At 57.7% G+C, this 16218-nt stretch carries 16 protein-coding genes; 5 read left to right on the top strand and 11 right to left on the bottom strand.

Annotated elements, in window-relative coordinates; genetic code table 11:
• Positions 1-57 precede the first annotated feature (57 nt).
• Together IE102_RS04390 and IE102_RS04395 are read left to right on the top strand one after the other, a co-directional pair.
• Positions 58-477, top strand: coding sequence for an Hsp20 family protein (locus IE102_RS04390; protein ID WP_189485149.1), 420 nt, complete (start codon positions 58-60; stop codon positions 475-477).
• A 395-nt stretch (positions 478-872) separates the two neighbouring features.
• Positions 873-1547: a hypothetical protein gene (locus IE102_RS04395; protein ID WP_189485150.1), complete on the top strand. Its 675-nt coding sequence runs from the start codon at positions 873-875 to the stop codon at positions 1545-1547.
• A 256-nt stretch (positions 1548-1803) separates the two neighbouring features.
• Here IE102_RS04395 and ptsN read toward each other — a convergent pair whose 3' ends face one another.
• From ptsN to IE102_RS04430, 7 genes are all read right to left on the bottom strand, one after another.
• A complete protein-coding gene (gene ptsN / locus IE102_RS04400) occupies positions 1804-2265 on the bottom strand; it encodes a PTS IIA-like nitrogen regulatory protein PtsN (protein ID WP_189485151.1) in 462 nt (153 codons plus the stop codon).
• Between the two features lie 256 nt (positions 2266-2521).
• Positions 2522-3145 carry a ribosome hibernation-promoting factor, HPF/YfiA family gene (gene hpf / locus IE102_RS04405; RefSeq protein WP_189485152.1) on the bottom strand — a complete coding sequence of 208 codons (624 nt, stop codon included), beginning with the start codon at positions 3143-3145 and terminating at the stop codon, positions 2522-2524.
• A gap of 406 nt (positions 3146-3551) precedes the next feature.
• Positions 3552-5072 (bottom strand): RNA polymerase factor sigma-54, encoded by a 1521-nt coding sequence (rpoN, locus tag IE102_RS04410; protein ID WP_189485153.1) that lies wholly within the window; start codon positions 5070-5072, stop codon positions 3552-3554.
• 23 nt (positions 5073-5095) lie between these two features.
• Positions 5096-5839 (bottom strand): LPS export ABC transporter ATP-binding protein, encoded by a 744-nt coding sequence (gene lptB / locus IE102_RS04415; protein WP_189485996.1) that lies wholly within the window; start codon positions 5837-5839, stop codon positions 5096-5098.
• Between the two features lie 109 nt (positions 5840-5948).
• On the bottom strand, positions 5949-6473 hold the full coding sequence (gene lptA, locus IE102_RS04420; protein WP_189485154.1) for a lipopolysaccharide transport periplasmic protein LptA: 525 nt from the start codon (positions 6471-6473) through the stop codon (positions 5949-5951).
• A gap of 32 nt (positions 6474-6505) precedes the next feature.
• On the bottom strand, positions 6506-7231 hold the full coding sequence (gene lptC, locus IE102_RS04425; protein WP_189485155.1) for an LPS export ABC transporter periplasmic protein LptC: 726 nt from the start codon (positions 7229-7231) through the stop codon (positions 6506-6508).
• A gap of 74 nt (positions 7232-7305) precedes the next feature.
• Positions 7306-7926 carry a ribonuclease D gene (locus IE102_RS04430; protein WP_189485156.1) on the bottom strand — a complete coding sequence of 207 codons (621 nt, stop codon included), beginning with the start codon at positions 7924-7926 and terminating at the stop codon, positions 7306-7308.
• Positions 7927-8127: 201 nt separating this feature from the next.
• Between IE102_RS04430 and IE102_RS04435 the strand changes: the two genes are divergently transcribed.
• Entirely contained in the window at positions 8128-9135 is a 1008-nt protein-coding gene (locus IE102_RS04435; protein WP_229807556.1) for a glycoside hydrolase family 5 protein, read from the top strand.
• A gap of 86 nt (positions 9136-9221) precedes the next feature.
• On the opposite strand, the gene IE102_RS04440 is transcribed toward IE102_RS04435, so the two are convergent.
• The 4 genes from IE102_RS04440 to IE102_RS04455 all read right to left on the bottom strand — a co-directional run bounded on the left by IE102_RS04440 (position 9222) and on the right by IE102_RS04455 (position 13927).
• Positions 9222-10370 carry an AGE family epimerase/isomerase gene (locus IE102_RS04440; RefSeq protein WP_189485158.1) on the bottom strand — a complete coding sequence of 383 codons (1149 nt, stop codon included), beginning with the start codon at positions 10368-10370 and terminating at the stop codon, positions 9222-9224.
• Between the two features lie 8 nt (positions 10371-10378).
• Positions 10379-11440: a mannose-1-phosphate guanylyltransferase/mannose-6-phosphate isomerase gene (locus IE102_RS04445; protein ID WP_189485159.1), complete on the bottom strand. Its 1062-nt coding sequence runs from the start codon at positions 11438-11440 to the stop codon at positions 10379-10381.
• 84 nt (positions 11441-11524) lie between these two features.
• A complete protein-coding gene (locus IE102_RS04450; RefSeq protein ID WP_189485160.1) occupies positions 11525-13027 on the bottom strand; it encodes a phosphomannomutase/phosphoglucomutase in 1503 nt (500 codons plus the stop codon).
• 24 nt (positions 13028-13051) lie between these two features.
• Positions 13052-13927, bottom strand: coding sequence for a UTP--glucose-1-phosphate uridylyltransferase (locus IE102_RS04455; RefSeq protein ID WP_189485161.1), 876 nt, complete (start codon positions 13925-13927; stop codon positions 13052-13054).
• Between the two features lie 201 nt (positions 13928-14128).
• On the opposite strand from IE102_RS04455, the gene galE reads away from it, so the two are divergent.
• Both galE and IE102_RS04465 read left to right on the top strand, forming a co-directional pair.
• The gene (gene galE, locus IE102_RS04460; protein ID WP_189485162.1) at positions 14129-15109 is read left to right on the top strand and encodes a UDP-glucose 4-epimerase GalE; all 981 of its coding nucleotides are present in this window, start codon (positions 14129-14131) and stop codon (positions 15107-15109) included.
• A gap of 94 nt (positions 15110-15203) precedes the next feature.
• A complete protein-coding gene (locus IE102_RS04465; protein ID WP_373295591.1) occupies positions 15204-16169 on the top strand; it encodes a UDP-glucuronic acid decarboxylase family protein in 966 nt (321 codons plus the stop codon).
• The last annotated feature ends 49 nt before the right edge of the window (positions 16170-16218 follow it).

Consider the following 16218-nt stretch of genomic DNA (forward strand, 5'->3'; position numbering starts at 1 on the left):
ATTGAAAGGTCGCGGGCCGAACCCATATATAAAAATGGGTCAAGTGGATATGGGTCGATGGCGCGCACGGTTATTTTTGATAGTCCCTATCTGTTAGGCTTTGACCATACGCGTGCCTTGATCGAGCGGTTGAGCCGTGTTTCGGAAAATTATCCGCCCTATAATGTCGAGGCCCTGTCTCACCATCATATCCGCATCAGCGTGGCGGTGGCGGGCTTTACCTCTGATCATCTGAAACTGGCCCTGACCGGTCAGTTGCTGACCCTCACTGCCCATAAGGACGGCGAACCCGAAGACGCCGAGGCGCGTGATTTCCTCCATCGCGGCATCGCCCAGCGCGGCTTTACCCGCAGCTTTGTCATCGGCGACGGCATGGAAGTGACGGCGGCGATTCTGGAATACGGCCTGTTGCATATCGACCTGAAACGCCCTGAACCTGACGATAAGGTGCGCAATATCCCCATCGTCAGCCGCTAGGCAGGGTGATTTTAGTGCGCTACCGCCGCACGGGCGGCCCCGTTCGCTGCTTGAGCGCGTGCCCCTGCACCCTGAACTGGGAGCCAGCGGACAGGCCGGTGCCCTTCCTCCTCCCTACGCTTGCGTGGGGAGGTGGCATTGAGCGAAGCGAAAATGACGGAGGGGGACTGCGCTGCGATTAATGCCTCCCCGCTTTAGTAGGAATAACACCTTAAAGGCAGCGCGGTGACAATCTATCAGCCATCCCCCTCCGTCGCGGGCTTCGCCGCGCCACCTCCCCATGCATTTTAGTGCGCTACCGCCGCACGGGCGGCCCCGTTCGCTGCTTGAGCGCAGGCACAGGGAGGAGAAAGAGAACTTATCCCCTCACGCCTCTTTTGCCCCATGCTGAGGAGATGACTGCCGATGCGCCCACCTCTTTTGACCCAAAAGAACGCTTCACGCCGGACGAGCGGCGGGCGCGGTTGCGGGCCTTTGCCGACCGGATGCTGGAGCGGCTGGGTGATCTGCCATCGCCGTATGATGCCCCTGAACTTGAGCAGATGGCGCGCGCAGGGCTCCTGATCGAGCGCATCTACGCCCGCGTTGATGCGTCAGAGCGCACGGCGTCAAAGCAACTCACCCCTGAAGAGGCCGCCCGCAGCCGCGAAGAGTTCGGCCTGAAACTGGCGGCTTTGCGCGAAAATCATGAGGCGGTGAGCGCGAAACTGGCCCCAAAACTCAGCCCCCAAATCGCCCCTCTTTCGGAAGCGGAAACCCTGACGCCTGATGAGTTGATCAAGCGCATCAAGAGGCTTGATTTGTCGGAACCCGATTTCGGGATTGATGACGTGTTCGATGATGATCTTGATGACGATCTGCTGGACGAGGCAGAGGAGGTGCCGAAAAGCCCGCCGCGCCTCGATCCGAAGACCGGCCTGTTGTGGCTGGATGAGCGGACGATTCTGGCCACTCAGCATCCGCCGTGGTTTGAAGCCGAAGGTGGCGAGATGTACTGGCGGGTCGCGCGCGGTGAGGTGAAACTGGTCTTGCCGGATAGCATCACCGCTGGCATCACTGATAGCAGTTAAGGCCCAAAAGTCCGCAAGGCCCCCCTCCGTCAGGCCGCTTCGCGCCCTGCCACCTCCCCCGGCAAGCCAGGGGAGTATAAGGTAATGAGATATCTCTTACTTTTACCTCCCCGACTTATCGGGGAGGGGAACCGCACGAAATCGCGCAGCGATGAGATGTGGTGGTGGGGGCTCTTAAAATTCACGGAAGATACGAATTGCGCCTCCCAATCCATGATCGGGAGGGCAAACGCGCAGGCCAAAGCCACCCGCTTGATCAGGCCGCGTGGGCACCGCTGTCGGCCAGAAGCGCATAGAGGGCATCATTGGTATCAAGTGCGCGCAGTTGCTCACGCATCGATTTCTGGCGCAGGGCGCGCGAGACCTTGGCCAGGGCGCGCAGATGCTCGGAACCCGCCTCCGGCGGCGCAAACAACGCAAACACCAGATCGACCGGCACATGGTCGATCGAATCATAATCGATCGGGGTTTCCAGCCGCAAGAAAATGCCGCGCATCTGGGTCAGGCCCGCTAACGCCGCATGGGGCACAGCCACGCCCAAGCCAACACCGGTAGAACCCTGCTTTTCGCGGTCGACCAGCGCATTGAAAATAACGTCGGCGTCCATCTTGAACAGCTTGGCGGCATGCTCGGCCACCGCCTGCAAGGCCTGACGCTTAGAATTTACACTGACATGACCGTTAATCGAATGACGATCCAAAAGCCCGAAGAGAGACATTATACTTCCAAGTTGAGCGCGAGGCAGGGAGAAACCTCCCCTGCAAAACCTGCGCCGGATTTATCAGGCCAAGCCCCCATGTTAAGAGACCTGAAGACGATGCGCCCCCAAAGACGGCACCGGTATTTTAGTCCCCCGCACTTAAAGGCGGGCGAGATGTGCCTTATAGGGACGCCACCGGCACGTCAACCGCTAAGCGGTTACACTTTAATGTGCGCGGGCGTCCCTATAAGGGCAGCTATAGAGCGGACAAGGATCAGGCGACCGAGCGGGCGCGGGTGCGTTCCGGATCGATCCAACCGATATTGCCATCCGGACGGCGATAGATGACCGACAGGCCACCGTGGGCGGCATTACGGAACATCAGCACCGGGTAGTTCGACATGTCCATCTCAAGCACGGCGCCCGATACCGTCATGGTGCGTAAGGGCGCTTCGGTTTCGGCGATAACCATGGCTTGCGGCGGGGCGTCATGATCCCAGCCATTGACGGCCTGACCGTCATCATAATCCTCAAGCGGGTCGTCACCGGTGTTGTCATACCTAAGCACGGTGATGGACGCCAGTTCCTGCGACGGCGACGGGTTATGGTGGTTTTTCAGGCGGCGCTTATAGCGGCGTACACGCGTCTCGATGCGATCAAGGGTGCCGGTAAAGGCGGAATGGGCGTCGCCGCCAGTGCCGCTCGACACGAGCGTCTGGCCGGAGGCGAGGCGGACCCAGCAGTCGGCCTTGAACAGATGGCCTTGCTTCGACAGGGTCACCTCGGCTTCACCGCCACGATCGAAATACTTAGCGATGCCCGCCGACAGCTCCTGCTCGATGCGCTCACGCAGCGCATCACCCACTTCAACCTGTTTTCCGTTGACTTGTATTTGCATAGCTTGATCTACGCTCCATTTTTAGAGGGTTAGGTGTCCGCGCCCCTGTCCGGCCCCATAGGGAACATGCCGGGCGAGTTGTAAAACTCTTTGCAGATCATGGGCTTGTGCCGCATGGTGACCTCATGGGAGTGGGGCGAGGACCGCGCGTGGAGGTTACGCGCACCCTCACCTTACGCTCTTTGGCGGCCCTGTTAAGTCACTAAAATGTGTGCGCTAAAACCGCGACGATTTGCCGCTTAAGGGTTGAATCCTTACGTGAAATTAAGCGTAAGCCTGTAGAGTGCGCCGCGGTTAGAGCATTTCATCTGATTGCATCAGGTGAAATGCTCTAATTTTTATGTGGTCGCTCTTTCTCATCCATCAAATGAGTACATTTGATGGGAAAACGCTCTGGGGCCGGGGCCTACTTAAGTTGGCGCTTACGCTCTACCGATGAGGGGATGCGCAGGGCTTCGCGGTATTTTGCGACCGTGCGGCGGGCGATATCGACCCCGGCCTCTTTCAGGATTTCGACGATCCGGTCATCGGACAGGATTTCCCCCGATGACTTCTCCCCGTCGATAAGGTTCTTAATCTTATGACGCACCGACTCAGCGGAATGGGCTTCGGAGCCGTCATTGGACTGGATGGAGGAGGTGAAGAAGAATTTCAGCTCAAACACCCCGCGCGGAGTCGAGACGTATTTGTTTGAGGTCACCCGGCTGATGGTCGATTCGTGCATCCCCACCGCATCGGCGACGGTCTTGAGGTTCAGCGGACGCAGGTGTTCGACGCCGTAAACCAGAAACGCATCCTGCTGGCGCACGATTTCGGACGACACCTTAAGGATGGTGCGGGCCCGTTGATCGAGGCTTTTGATCAGCCAGTTGGCCTGGTTGAGGCATTCGCTGAGGTATGATTTTTCTTCGCTGGAGCGGGCGCCGCCCACGACCTGAGCATGGTACTTCTGATCGACCAGCACGCGCGGCAGGGTGTCGGTATTGAGGTCAACCCGCCAGCCGCCGGTCGCATCCTGACGTACAAACACGTCCGGCACCACAGTCTGCGACGGCTCGGAGCCAAAGGCCGCACCGGGGCGCGGCGTCAGGGCCTTAAGCTCACGGATCATGTCGCTCAGGTCTTCGTCATCGACACCGCAAACCTTACGCAGGGCGCTCAGGTCACGTCTGGCCAACAGTTCAAGATTATCGATCAACGCTTCCATAGCCGGGTCGAAGCGGTTGCGTTCAATCAGTTGCAGCTTAAGACATTCAGGGACGCTGCGGGCCATAACGCCGGTCGGCTCAAAGCCGTGGCAGGTGGCCAGCACCGCCTCAATCAGCGCCGGATCGCAGCCCAGCCGGTCGGAGATTTCGCTGAGGTCAGCGCGCAGGTAACCACCCTCATCGACCCCGTCGATCAGAACCTGCGCGATGGCCATTTCGGGGGCGCTGAACCCGGCGATCAGGGCCTGATCGGTCAGATGTTCCTGCAGGGTTTTTTCGCGGGTGAGGGCGCGTTCCATGTCCTCATCGCCGTCAAAACTGCCGCCGCCCTTACCGGCCTTGGACCAGTCGACCATCGGCCCGTCGGACATATCGGCAGACGACGCGGCGCTATCAGGTTCACGCACGGTCGGGGCTTCGTCGCCGTAAAGATCAGAGTTTGAGGCATCAAGGTCTGAGCCGGCGCGCAGTGAATCGCCGTCGCCCAGTTCCAGTTCGCGGCCATCAGTTTCAAAGGTTTCGCGCTCAGAGTCTTGGCCGGTTTCGGCTACAGGCTCCGGGTCTTCGCGTTGCAGAAGGGGGTTCTTTTCTAACTCGGCCTCAACCACGGCTTCGAGTTCGAGGTTTGACAATTGCAGCAGCTTGATCGCCTGCTGCAACTGGGGCGTGATGACCAGCCCCTGTCCCTGTTTGAGTTCTAACCTTTGCCCGAGTGCCATGCCGTGATGATGCCCGCCAATGGTTAATGAAATGCCTCGCCCAGGTAAACGCGTTTGACTTCCGGATCGTTGCGGATTTCCTCCGGCGAGCCCTCGAACAGGACTTCGCCGCTATGGATAATCGACGCGCGATCAATGATATCAAGCGTTTCACGGACGTTGTGGTCAGTAATCAGTATGCCGATGCCGCGCGCCTTAAGATAGGTAATGACTTCGCGGATGTCGGCAATCGCCAGTGGATCAATCCCCGCAAAGGGTTCATCCAGTAACATAAATGAGGGCTTCCCCGCCAGGGCGCGCGCGATTTCGACGCGCCTACGCTCACCGCCCGACAGGGCTGTGGCCGGAGAGGTACGGATATGGGTGATGCGCAGTTCCTCAAGCAGGCGGCTGACATCATCGGCAATCACGGAGGGATTGTTTTCGTTCAGTTCCAGCACGGCCTTGAGGTTTTCTTCAACCGTCATGCCGCGGAAAATGGAGGCTTCTTGCGGCAGATAGCCGACACCCATGCGGGCGCGTTGGTACATGGGCTGGGAGGTGATGTCCTGACCGTCCAGCATGATGGTGCCGTAGTCGGCCTCAACCAGACCGGTGATCATGTAAAAGCAGGTGGTTTTCCCGGCGCCGTTCGGGCCGAGCAACCCCACGACCTCGCCACGCCCGACGCGCAAGGATACGCTCTTGACGACGGTACGCTCGCCATAGGTCTTGCCTATGCCGTCGACGCTGAGGCCATCAGAGGTCGTGTCGGAAGTGTCCGTCATGGTGTCCAGGTGTTCAATCACGGTAGCACTATCCCTCATGCCTCTTAAAATTACCCTAAACAGGCGAAAAATAACCGCATCTTTTGCGGGATTGTGCCTTAAGGGCCGCCTACTGCGCGGGTTTGCTGTCCGGATATAGCACGGCGCGGACCCGGCCCTTGGACTGGGTGCCCGGTGTGGCATCCATAGTGGTGCGACCGGCGGCGACATTATAGACCAGACGGTTGCCGGTCATGACGTTTTCGCCCTGAGTGACGATGACGTCTCCGGTGACGACCATGGTGTCATCCGCGCTGGTGTAAACGGCCTTATCGCCCTTGATGACCTGAGTGCCATTGACGAAATAGAGATTGCCATTGGCCTCGATGCGGTCGACTTCACCCCAGCCGGTCCCGCCGGGCTTGGTGCCGTGGAACATCTTGACGTTGTCGGCGCGCAGGCGGGTATTGTCCTGCAGGATCTCGACGCGGCCGGTATAGGTCTGCAACCGCTCAGGCTCGGAGGCGGCAAAATCATCGCTGCCGATCGAGATGGGGCCGCGTTTCGGTGACAACTGCGCCCAGGCTTGCGGGGCTACGGCCCCCAGACTAAGGGCGGCCATGATCATAAGCGTAGAGGTGTGTTTGCGTGACATGATGTCAGGTGCCTTTGTAAATAGCGTATGCATCAATTGTTAATCGTAACCCTGACCTGAGTTGAGCCCTTGCCTTTGATGGCGATATGGCGGCCATTGTCAGAAATAATATAGGATTCACCCTTAATATGACCGGTGGGGCCAAAACCTTCAATAGGTTTATTACCCCTGACGGTCGAGGTGTTAAGGTCGACAATCGCTTCCTGAGTGCGGAAACTGAAATCGTTCGGGCCACCATTTAAGACCACATCGCCTTCGACGGTAAAGGTCTTATCGGGTTCGTTATAGACCCCTTTTAAGCCCTTAAGCAGGGTCGGTTTGCTGTTGTCGCTTTTCAGTTCCATGCTGGGGGCATTGACCGAAATGACCGGCGCACTATTGCCGCGCCGGATAGCCTCAAGGCCGCTGATGATATAGCGGTCGCCGCCCGTCGTCTGGCCGAAAAAGCGCGGGTTGGTCATGCGGATATCAGCCTGACTGGCCTGATAGACGTTGAGCGAATTCAGGATGCTCTGGACGATGACCCAGCCCACAATGGCAATAAGGGTGGCGACAATCAGCCCCGGAAACACCAGCCGCAGCAGCTTGATACGGCGGGAGCGGCTGCGCCAGGCCTGTGCCTGTTTCAGCAGACGTTGTTTCTGACCTTGCGCGTCTTCATTTGCGCTAACGCTTCGCTCTTTGAGCGCGCCAACCGGGTCATAGGTCACCATCACCGGATCAAGGGTATCCGGCGCGACAGGAGACGCAGATGTCATCGGGTTCAGAGCCATGCTGCCTATATAGAGCTTAGATTAAGACCATTCAAAGATTTAAGATCAGAAATGGGGTTTTAAGACCACGAATGGGCAAAGATATCGCAATCTTCCCAGCCTGCCAAATCAAGGGCGACCCGGTGCGGCAGGAAGTCGAAACATTTTTGCGCCAGTTCGGTGCGGCCTTCGCGGGCCAGCATCAGATCGAGCTTGGTGCGCAAAGCATGCAGATGCAGCACATCCGAAGCCGCATAGGCCAGTTGTTCGGGCGTCAGGGTATCCGCGCCCCAATCGGACGATTGCTGGGCCTTGGATAGGTCAAGGCTCAGCAATTCACGCACCAGATCTTTCAGACCGTGGCGGTCAGTATAGGTGCGCGCCAGTTTGGAGGCGATCTTGGTGCAATAGACAGGTGTGGTTATGACGCCCAGATGAAGCTGGAACATGCCGATATCAAAGCGGCCATAGTGGAACAGCTTCAAAACCTTCGGGTCGGTCAGCAGGGCTTTGAGGTTCGGGGCCTGATAGGCCGGGCGCTGCATCCGTACCACATGGGCATGGCCGTCACCGGACGACAGTTGCACCACGCACAGGTCATCGCGCCGAAAGCGCAGGCCCATGGTTTCAGAGTCAATGGCCACAACCGCCCCAAGGTCAAGGCCGTCCGGCAGGTCGCCATCATGGTAAAAAGTGGTCACGCGCGAAGTCCTGAATAATACTGTGAAAATCGTACCTTTCGCCTAAGCCATGTTACGGGCTTCGTCAATTCACGCCTGTTCAAAGAGGAGGTTTCAGGCCAAAGATACGGGATGTGAAATAAATATTTTGATTTATTAAATAACTGCATGGACAGTGCCGCAATGAAAACAATGCTGAAATCCTGTGGGACGGCTTTAGTGATGGCCGCAGTTCTGGCCGTGCCCGCTCACGCCGATATGATGATCCGCGACGGACAGGTGGTGGAATCTTCAGGTGCGCCGTTTGTCATGCGCGGCATCAATCACGCCCATCTGTGGTTTCCAAACCGGACGGAGCGGGCGCTCAAAGATATTGCCGCAACGGGGGCTAATACGGTGCGGATCGTGCTCGGCAATGGTGTGCGCTGGAACCGGACGTCTGAGCGGACGGTGCGCCAACTGATTGCGCGCTCAAAGGCCGCCGGTCTGATTGCCGTGCTGGAGGTCCATGACACGACCGGCTACGGCCAGACCGGAGACGGTGCGCCCAAAGATGCCGCCACCATCGCCCAGGCCACGGACTACTGGATCGGCATCAAGGACGCCCTGATCGGTCAGGAGGATTATGTCATCCTCAACATCGCCAATGAGCCATCAGGCAACGATGTGGCGGAAAGCTATTGGGTGGATGAACATAGGGCCGCCATTGTCCGCCTGCGGGCGGCGGGCTTAAAAAACGTCATCATGGTCGATGGTCCCAACTGGGGGCAGGACGGATCGCAAACCATGTTGCGGCGGGCGCGGGAAGTGTTTGAAGCTGACCCGCTGAAGAACACCCTATTCAGCGTCCACATGTATCAGGTCTACGACCGACCCGACGTGATCCGGGGCTATATCGACGGGTTCCGTTCGCAAGGGCTGGCTCTGGTGGTCGGGGAATTTGGCCCCGATCATGAGGGCGATCCGGTCGATGAGGCGACGATCTTTGACCTGACGAACCAGCACGGTATCGGCTATCTGGGCTGGTCATGGTCGGGCAATGGCCCAAAGGCACGCAATCTGGACATGACGGTGAAGTTCAATGCCCGCCACTTGACGCCGTGGGGCGAGCGCATACTTCACGGCGAGGGGGGTATTAAAGCGACCTCAAAACCGGCGGCGATCTTTGAACAAGTCGCCGAAACACCGCCGGCCCGCAATATATTCAGCCGCTGGTTTGGAGTGGATTAGAGCGGAGCGATTTCCGCTCAAGCCGCCACTGAAGGCGGCGGCCAAGGTGGCGTAGCCACCGCCCGGCAAGGGACTAAAAATAATGATTAATCCGCCAAAAGGTGCAGTTCATCGATCGCGCAGATGATGTGATAAAGGCTCGACGCCGGGGCCGGTTCATCGACAAACGACCCATCGGGGTTCATCTTATCGAGATAAAGACCGGCAATATCGGTGTTCAGATAAAGCTCCAACCCCTTGGCGGCGGTTACCGCCTTATCAACTGCAAAAGCTTTATCCCCGTCGGTTTCGGCCACGCTATAAAGGGCGACATAGGCCTTCATGCGTTCGGTCTGGGCCCACAGACGGGCCTTTTGATCCTTGGGTGAAAAATCGTCCCATAGCTCAAAAATGGTGACGTTGCGGTAATGGTCAGTGCCGTGGTTTTCGGCAATTTCGATCAGGCGTTTGGCGGGCGCGATAAAGCGGGTGTCACCGGTAATTCCGGCCCAGCGGATCAGCAGCCACGCCCATTCAAACTGATGACCGGGTTCAATGATTTGGCCCATCTCACCGTCGATCGGGTTCCAGTCGCCGTCGAAATATTCGCGCAGAGATCCCGTTTCAGGATGCAAAAACTTATCGAGGCAAAGGGCCGAAATCTCTGCGGCAACCTCATGCCATTTGTGATCGCCCCCGGCTTCGATCCACGCCAGACAGGCCTCAAACATGTGCATGTGCGGGTTGGTCTTGAGCGGCAGGGTACGGGGATTGGCTTCTTCAAAGCCGCGCACCGGGTGCTTATAGTGGGTCAGCAAATGGTCACGAATGGCCACACCGGCGGCTTCCAGCGATGTATCGTGCGGGCGCACCTTAAAGGCCGAGGCGTAGGCCAAAAGCGCAAAGGCGTGGTCGTAAAAGTCAAACTCACCCTTGATGACGCTGCCGTCGGGGGCCAGCACGGCATAGAGCAGGCCTTCCGGCGTGCGCGCGGGGCCGGACAGCCACTTAAGGCCCTGATCGATGGCGGCATCCGTTTCGCCCATATAGCCCATGCGTTGGGCCAGTGCATAAGAATAGACCTGACGGGCGGCAACACGGGTGCGGCGCGGATCATCAACCGGCTTTGCGTCCAGCCCCAGCTTCTCAAAAAATCCGCCTTTTTCGGTGTCGCCCCCGACCTCCCACCACATCGGCAAGGCATGGTCGAATAACCAGGATTTCAGGCGGCTTTGGGTGTCGGTTAAGGCGGACATGGGTGGTCTCAGACTTGAGGAAGGTTTTTGGCGGCTTCGGCGGCTTTTTTGACCTCTTGCGCCAGCGACAAAGGTGCGACCAGCACCCCTGCGGGCGTCGAGATAATCATGGTGTCACGCATGCCGATCACGGCCACCGGCGGGCCTTCGGCGCGGATCAGGCAGTTTTCGGCATCGATCAGGATTTTGGGCCCCATGCTGTGGTTGCCGCTCTCATCCTTGGCGCCCAGACGCCACAGTTCGCTGAAGCCGCCGACATCGGCCCAGCCGATATAGCAGGGGGCGACCGCGGCTTTTTCGGTGTTTTCCATGACCGCATAGTCGATGGAGATTGACGGGCACATCGAAAACGCTTCGGCTTCCAACTCAATGGTCTCTGCGTGGCGGTGGGCCTTGGCATAGGCGGCTTCGGACGCCGACAGCACTTCGGGGGCATAGGCCCGCAGTTCTTCGATCATCACCTGTGGGGAGAATAGGAAAATACCGGCGTTCCAGTCGTAACTGCCGTCCTCCAGATACGTCTTGGCGGTGTCCAGATTGGGCTTTTCAAGGAAGCGGCGCACCGCAAAAATGTTATCCCCCAGAGCCTCGCCGCGCTGAATATAGCCATAACCGGTTTCAGGGCTTAAGGGGCGAATGCCAAAGGTGACGATCCGCTCGCGTGCCACGTCGGCCGAGGCCAGAACCACCTGACGGAAGGCCAGAGGCCGGGTGATAACGTGATCGGCGGGGGCCATCAGCACCAGGGCTTCGGGATCGTACTCCATCGCGGCCAGTGCGGCAACGGCGGCAACGGCGGCGGTATTGCGGGCCATCGGCTCGACAATGATCGCCTGCGGGCTGCGTCCGGCCTCTAGCAGTTGATCAAGGGCCACGGCGCGGTGGGACTTGCCGCAAATCACCATGGGTTTCAGGAAGTTGTCGCCCGACAAACGCAGGGCGGTTTCCTGAATCATGGTGTTTTCGGTGCCGAGGGCATGGAACTGCTTGGGCTTTTCAGGGGTCGACATTGGCCACAGGCGCGTGCCTGAACCGCCCGACATGATGACCGGCAGAATTTTTAACGTCATGTACCTCAACCCCAGTTAGTCTGTATTTATAGTTATTGTATGGCGTCTATCGGCGTCCGCCAAGAGGATTTGCCCCTTACGGGATTAAATCTCCTGGTTGAACTTGCCGATCTCAGAATAATTCGCCAGACGGGGTTTGATTTCCTTACGAAACAGGTCGCGCATATCGTCTTCGGAACGTAAGGATTCGACCACAACCACCAGTTCGGGCTTGTTAGATGACGCGCGCACCAGCACCCATGAACCATCCTCAAGGTGGACGCGCGCGCCATTGACCGTGATGACCTCAAGGATCTTGCGACCGAGGATTTCACCACCGGCGGCATGCAGGTCGACATATTCCTGCACGATGCGCTCCAGCACCTGATACTTCACTTCGTCGCCGCAATGGGGCGACATGGTCAGCGACGTAAAGGCCTGCGGCAGGGCGCTTTTCAGTTCTGACAATGACTTGCCCGGATTGCGCTCCATCATGGCCAGGATCGCACCGGCGGCGACCAGACCATCGTCATAGCCGCGCCCGATATCACCGGCCAGGAAGAAGTGGCCCGACTTTTCAAAGCCCGCCAGAGCGTTCAGCTCAGCGGTCTTGCGCTTGATGTAGGAGTGGCCGGTTTTCCAATAGACGGTTGTGGCACCGTTCTTTTTAAGGATCTCGTCGGTCTTATAAAGGCCGGTCGATTTAACATCGACGATGAAGGTCGCGTCCTTATAGATTTCGCTTAAGTCACGCGCCAGCATCAGGCCGATCTTATCGGCAAAGATTTCTTCGCCGGTATTGTCAACCACGCCGCAGCGGTCGCCGTCGCCGTCGAAACCGAGCGCCAGGTCGGCGCCGTATTCTTTGACGGCCTTCGACATTTCGACCAGCATTTCGTGGTCTTCCGGGTTCGGATTATATTTCGGGAAGGTGTTATCAAGATCACAATCCATCTCGATCACCTCAACGCCCATAGCGCGCAGGGCTTGCGGGGCAAAGGCCCCGGCCGTGCCGTTACCGCAGGCGCAAACGACCTTGAGCGGACGCGTGATCTTGGTCTTGGCCACCACATCAGCCAGATAGCGTTCCTGAACACCTTCGACCAGCGTCAAGGAGCCACCGGATTTTTCGACGCCCAGACCGCCCATGACGATCTCTTTCAGGCGGCCCATTTCGTCCGGCCCGAAGGTCAGCGGGGCCTGACAGCCCATCTTGACGCCGGTCCAGCCGTTGTCATTGTGGGAAGCGGTGACCATGGCCACGCACGGCGCGTCCAGATCAAACTGCGCAAAGTAAGCGATCGGCGACAGGCACAGCCCGATATCGAGCACTTCGCAGCCCGATTGCAGCAGGCCGATGATCAGGGCGTTCTTGATATTGATCGAATAGGAGCGGTAGTCGTGACCGACGACGATACGTGGTTTTACGCCGCGTTCCTGCACATAGGTGCCCAGGCCTAGCCCCAGAGCCTGAATACCCAGAAGGTTGATTTCGTCGCCAAACAGCCAGCGCGCGTCATATTCACGAAAGCCTGTGGTCTTAACAAAGGCCTGCGTCTCGTTTTCAAACGTATTGGCTTTGATGTCAGTTCTGGGTTTCAGAGTCATGGGGTGTCCGTCAGTGATCGCGGATTAATTGAAAAAGGGCGAGAGGGCGGCGCGGGCCGCGTCACCCAGATCGGCACGCTTCAAGGCCAGCGCGACATTGGCCCGCAGAAGGCCGATCTTGTCGCCGCAGTCATAGGTCACGCCGTCATATTCTAACGCATGGAAGCTTTGGTCCTGCATCAGCTTGAACATGGAGTCGGTGAGCTGGATCTCGTTACCGGCGCCTTTTTCCTGGGTGGCCAGGTAATCGAAAATTTCCGGTTGCAGGATATAGCGGCCGGAGACAATCAGATTGGACGGGGCCGTGCCCTTGGCCGGTTTTTCGACCATGCCGGTCATCTTATTGAGGCGGCCATTTTGGGATTCAAGGGCGACCACGCCGTACTGGTGAGTCTGGTCGTGCGGGACCTGCTCAACGACAATGATATTGCCACCTACTTGATCATAGGCATCGATGGCCTGTTTCAGGGCGGAGACCTCAGAATCCATAACCATGTCCGGCAGCAGGACCGCGAAAGGCTCATCGCCGATAATGTCACGGGCAGCATAGACGGCGTGACCGAGGCCGAGCGGCTGCATCTGGCGAATGAAGCTCATCTCACCGGGCTTAGGCAGTTCGGCCAGAAGTTCATCCAGAATGGCGGTTTTATTCTTGGCGCGTAACTGCGCCTCTAGTTCGACCTGATGGTCGAAATAGTCTTCGATTGAGCCCTTGGCGCGGCCGGTGACGAAGACGAAATGCTCAATGCCTGCGGCGCGCGCTTCGGCGACCACATAGGACAGGATAGGCCGGTCAACGACGTTCAGTAATTCTTTGGGTACGACCTTGGTGCCCGGCAGGACACGTGTTCCGAGACCGGCAACCGGCAGGACGGCTTTACGAACTTTAGATTTGGTCAAGTTAGACCTCTCGAAATAAGAAAAACAAAAGAAATAGGGTACAAAAATATTTCGCTTATGCAAAATAATAGGCTAAAGCCAGATGACGGGAACCGCAATGGCCCATTTGTAATTTTTTAGCATCACGAATGTAAATTTTATTTAAATTGAAGCGGTTAAGGTTAAGAAAATCAGGCCGCACGATATCCGGAGCGATTTTATATGTCAAAAGCTGTATTGGTGGCGGGTGGTGCGGGTTATATTGGGGCGCAGACCTGCAAGGTCTTGCACCAGTCGGGTTATATACCTGTAACGCTTGACAGTTTGGTGACCGGCCACGAAGGGGCGGTCAAGTGGGGGCCGCTGATTAAGGCGGATCTGCGCGATCGGGAGGCCATTCTTAAGGCCATTGAAACCTATGGCATCACCTCGGCCATCCATTTTGCCGCCTTTAGCCTTGTGGGCGAAAGCACGCGCGATCCGGCCAAATACTACGACAACAATGTCGCCGCCGCGACGGCCTTTACCTCGGCCCTGATCGAGGGTGGCGTTAAAGCGATGGTGTTTTCCTCGACGGCAGCCACCTACGGCACGCCCCAAAGCGACCTGATCCCGGAAACCCACCCGACCCAGCCGATCAACCCTTATGGGGCGTCCAAGCTGGCCTTTGAGCAGGCGCTGTACTGGATGGGGCAGGCGCATGGCCTCAAGCACACCATCCTGCGCTACTTCAATGCCGCGGGCGCTGACCCGGACGGTGAGATCGGCGAAAGCCACCTGTGTGAAACCCACCTCATTCCGCTGATGTGTCAGGCCGCCTTGGGTAAGGGCAAGCCGCTGACCGTGTTTGGCACCGACTATGATACCCGCGATGGCACGCCTGTGCGCGACTATATCCACGTCGTCGATCTGGCCACCGCCCACGTGGCGGCGATTGAACGCCTGCTGAACGGTGGCGACAGCCAGATTTTCAACGTCGGCACCGGTGAGGGCCTGACCGTGCTGGAGGTCATCAAAATGGCCGAGAAGGTGTTGGGCATAGAGGTGCCGCACAGCTTTGGCCCGCGCCGTGAGGGGGACCCCCAAGCACTGGTGGCCGATGTCGCCAAGATCAAGTCCATGCTCGACTGGCAGCCGAAATACAGTGATCTGGAAACCCTGATCCGCACGGCGGCCCATTGGCAGAAAACGCGGCCTTATTAATTTAAGATGATATGGGCTATTAAAGGCCCGCTAACGGTAAGCGTCTTAAGCTATTTTTTTAATTATATGTTTCCCGGAGCTTACCATGCATTTGATGAAGCGTATTCTGGTTACTGGCGGCGCTGGGTTTTTAGGTTCGCATCTGTGTGAGCGGCTGCTGGGCGAAGGGGCCCATGTCATCTGCCTCGACAATTTTTATACCGGCGCGCACGTCAATATTCAGCACCTGCGCGACCATCCGAATTTTGAACTTCTGCGCCACGATATTACCCATCCGCTGTTTATCGAGTGCGATGAGATCTACAATCTGGCCTGTCCGGCGTCACCAATTCATTATCAGCGCGATCCGGTGCAGACGATCAAGACCTCGGTCATGGGCTCGGTCAACATGCTGGGCCTGGCCAAGCGCCTCAAAGCCAAGATTTTTCAGGCCTCGACCTCAGAAGTTTACGGCGACCCCAGCGTCCACCCTCAGCCGGAATCTTACTGGGGCAATGTCAACACTATCGGCCCGCGCTCCTGCTATGATGAGGGCAAGCGCTGTGCTGAGACCCTGTTCTTTGACTATCGCCGCCAACATGGTTTGAATATCAAGGTCGTGCGGATCTTCAACACCTATGGCCCGCGCATGCATCCCAATGATGGCAGGGTGGTCTCAAGCTTTATCGTGCAGGCCCTGATGGGGCGCGACATCACCATCTTCGGCGAAGGTTTGCAGACCCGCTCGTTCTGTTATGCCGATGACCTGATCGAAGGCTTTGTGCGCCTGATGAACACTCCTGATGATATCACCGGCCCGATCAATATCGGCAATCCCGGTGAGTTCACCATGCTGGAGCTGGCCCAGATGGTGATCGATATCACCGGCTCGAAATCAAAGATCGTGCACATGCCTCTGCCGCAGGATGACCCCAAGCAGCGTCGGCCCGATATCACTCAGGCGCAGGAAAAGCTGGGCTGGGAACCGAAGGTGCCGCTGCGTGAGGGGCTGACCAAAACCGTCAATTACTTTGATGGTCTGGTGAAAAACGGCGCGCTTGAGGGCATGTTTAAGTTTTAGACCATATGTTTTTAAGTAAAAACATATGGTCTAGCTTTATTTTAGTCCC

Source organism: Asticcacaulis endophyticus (assembly GCF_014652575.1).
GTDB lineage: Bacteria > Pseudomonadota > Alphaproteobacteria > Caulobacterales > Caulobacteraceae > Asticcacaulis > Asticcacaulis endophyticus.

Excerpts from the sequence above, each read along its gene's own strand:
- IE102_RS04390 (WP_189485149.1), top strand. The coding sequence starts at position 58 with ATGGCGCGCACGGTTATTTTTGATAGTCCCTATCTGTTAGGCTTTGAC.
- IE102_RS04395 (WP_189485150.1), top strand. The coding sequence starts at position 873 with ATGACTGCCGATGCGCCCACCTCTTTTGACCCAAAAGAACGCTTCACG.
- ptsN (WP_189485151.1), bottom strand. The coding sequence starts at position 2,265 with ATGTCTCTCTTCGGGCTTTTGGATCGTCATTCGATTAACGGTCATGTC.
- hpf (WP_189485152.1), bottom strand. The coding sequence starts at position 3,145 with ATGCAAATACAAGTCAACGGAAAACAGGTTGAAGTGGGTGATGCGCTG.
- rpoN (WP_189485153.1), bottom strand. The coding sequence starts at position 5,072 with ATGGCACTCGGGCAAAGGTTAGAACTCAAACAGGGACAGGGGCTGGTC.
- lptB (WP_189485996.1), bottom strand. The coding sequence starts at position 5,839 with ATGACGGACACTTCCGACACGACCTCTGATGGCCTCAGCGTCGACGGC.
- lptA (WP_189485154.1), bottom strand. The coding sequence starts at position 6,473 with ATGTCACGCAAACACACCTCTACGCTTATGATCATGGCCGCCCTTAGT.
- lptC (WP_189485155.1), bottom strand. The coding sequence starts at position 7,231 with ATGACATCTGCGTCTCCTGTCGCGCCGGATACCCTTGATCCGGTGATG.
- IE102_RS04435 (WP_229807556.1), top strand. The coding sequence starts at position 8,128 with ATGGCCGCAGTTCTGGCCGTGCCCGCTCACGCCGATATGATGATCCGC.
- IE102_RS04440 (WP_189485158.1), bottom strand. The coding sequence starts at position 10,370 with ATGTCCGCCTTAACCGACACCCAAAGCCGCCTGAAATCCTGGTTATTC.
- IE102_RS04445 (WP_189485159.1), bottom strand. The coding sequence starts at position 11,440 with ATGACGTTAAAAATTCTGCCGGTCATCATGTCGGGCGGTTCAGGCACG.
- IE102_RS04450 (WP_189485160.1), bottom strand. The coding sequence starts at position 13,027 with ATGACTCTGAAACCCAGAACTGACATCAAAGCCAATACGTTTGAAAAC.
- galE (WP_189485162.1), top strand. The coding sequence starts at position 14,129 with ATGTCAAAAGCTGTATTGGTGGCGGGTGGTGCGGGTTATATTGGGGCG.
- IE102_RS04465 (WP_373295591.1), top strand. The coding sequence starts at position 15,204 with ATGAAGCGTATTCTGGTTACTGGCGGCGCTGGGTTTTTAGGTTCGCAT.